At 76.1% G+C, this 1,895-nt stretch carries 2 protein-coding genes; both read right to left on the reverse strand.

The features are described from left to right. Window positions 1–10: 10 nt before the first annotated feature. A complete protein-coding gene (locus tag TN53_RS40385; protein WP_052745407.1) occupies window positions 11–1,150 on the reverse strand; it encodes an AMP-binding protein in 1,140 nt (379 codons plus the stop codon). Next, the coding region (locus TN53_RS48770; protein ID WP_046263855.1) for a helix-turn-helix transcriptional regulator at window positions 1,150–1,895 on the reverse strand (746 nt) is incomplete at its 5' end. The genes TN53_RS48770 and TN53_RS40385, both read right to left, overlap by 1 nt.

Below are 1,895 nucleotides of genomic sequence, written 5' to 3' on the forward strand. Positions count from 1 at the left end.
CAGGGCTTTTTTAATGCCCCCGGGACGACCCCCCCTCGGTGTGGGGGGCAGGCCGCGGCAGGGCCCGCAGCGGCACCCCCAGCGCGGCGTGGACCCGCCGGCCGAGCGCGGCGCAGGCGCCCGCCTCATCGGAGGTGAACGCGCCGTACAGCTCAAGCCCCTCCCGCGGCCGGCGTTCCCGCGCGGCGACGAGCTCCGCCCACTGCCCGGGCCTCGCGTACACCCAACGCACCCCCGCCGCGGCCATCAGCCCGAGGGCGGTCTCCGCATCCCACACGTCCTGCAGTACGACCGTCCCCCCGTACGTGAGCGGACCGATCACCGCGTGCAGCAGCGACGGCAACGACGCCAACGGCACCGCGGAGAAGGCGGCCTCGGCCGACGCCGGGACCGAAGGCAGCCCCGCGTGCAGTGAGTTCGGCGTGTGCAGAGCCATGCTGTGCGCGGCCCGCAGACCGAGCGAGGTGACCGCCACAGCGACCCGGTCCGCGGGCCGCGACGGCAGCCGCAGCCACCCCGCGGACCGGTACCGCTCATGCGGGGTGTGCACGAAGTGTCGTACGAAATCGATCGCACCCGCGTCCACGGCGTCCCCGAGCACGGCCCGGTGGCGCAGCCACGGCAGCCGGGGCGCGAGGTCGGCGAGGACCCGGGCGGGCGCGGCGCCCTCCCACAGATCCGTCACGACGCACAGCCGCGGCTCGGCCGCAGCGAGCACCGCCTCCAGATCCCGGACCCCGTACCCGGTCATCACCGGCACGGCCCCCGCACCGGTCCGCAGACAGGCCAGCAGCAGCGCCACCGCCTCCCAGCGGTTGGGCAGCTGGAAGGCGACCGGGTCACCCGGGCGGACCCCGAGCGCGTCCAGGGCGTGCGCGAAACGGCCGGTGCAGGCGGCGAGTTGACCGTAGGAGATGCGTGTCACGCGGCTCGGGGCGGGACGGTGCGCCCGGTGGGAGACGATCGCGGTGCGGTGCGGATGGCGTGCCGCACCCCGGTACACGTCGTGCACCACGGTCTCGGTGCGCCACCAGCCCCGCTCGACGAAGGCCCGCGCGACCCCGGCGGGCGGCTCCAGGCCCCCGAGGAGGTCCGTGAGCGGTCCGTCGCCGTCGGGCAGTGCGCGCGGGGCCTCGCCGAGCCCGGCCATCACCGGCTCCTGCCCACGGCCCAGGCGACCTGGACCCGGGAGGTGCAGCCCAGCTTCCGCATCACGTTGCGGACGTGGTTGACCACCGTCCACTCGGCGATGTCCAGGTGGTGTGCGATCTGCCGGTTCGTCATGCCGTCGGCCACCAGCAGCGCCACCTGCAACTGGCGCGGCGTGAGCGCGACGCTCTCCCCGCTGTCCTCGGCCCGGCCCGGTTCGGCCGCGCCGAGCGCCTCGGCGGCCATCGCCTCCGGACGCAGCCGCAGCCCCTCGGTCCACGCGGTGGCGAACACCGCCCCGCCCAGCCGGCGGCGCAACTCCTCGACGGCGGCCCGCAGCCGGTCCGCACGCTCCCGCTCCACGCCCACCCCGGTACGGGACCGCAGCGCTCCGGCCGCCGCGAGCAGCCGGACGGCGGGCCGGGGCTGGCCCGCCTGCTGAAGGATCAGCAGGGCGAACATCTCCAGGACGGCGGGCAGTTCGGTGTGCTCGCCGATCGACTCGTACAGTCCGATGCTCTCCTTCAGCGCCGACCGGGCGCGGTCCTCGTCCCCCTCGCACAGGGACAGCCGGGCGCCGAGGTGGAGGGTGCGGGCCAGATCGCGGACGGCACCGTTGTGCCGCTGGACGCGGCCGACCCGTTCCAGCAGGGCACGCGCCTGCCGCGTCTCGCCGGACGCGAGCAGCACCTCGGCGAGCGCGGCGGCGGCCTCGGCGGATCCGGCGGGGTCGCCGTGGGCGCCGA

The sequence above is a fragment of the Streptomyces sp. WM6386 genome (assembly GCF_000972385.1).
Classification (GTDB): Bacteria; Actinomycetota; Actinomycetes; order Streptomycetales; family Streptomycetaceae; genus Streptomyces.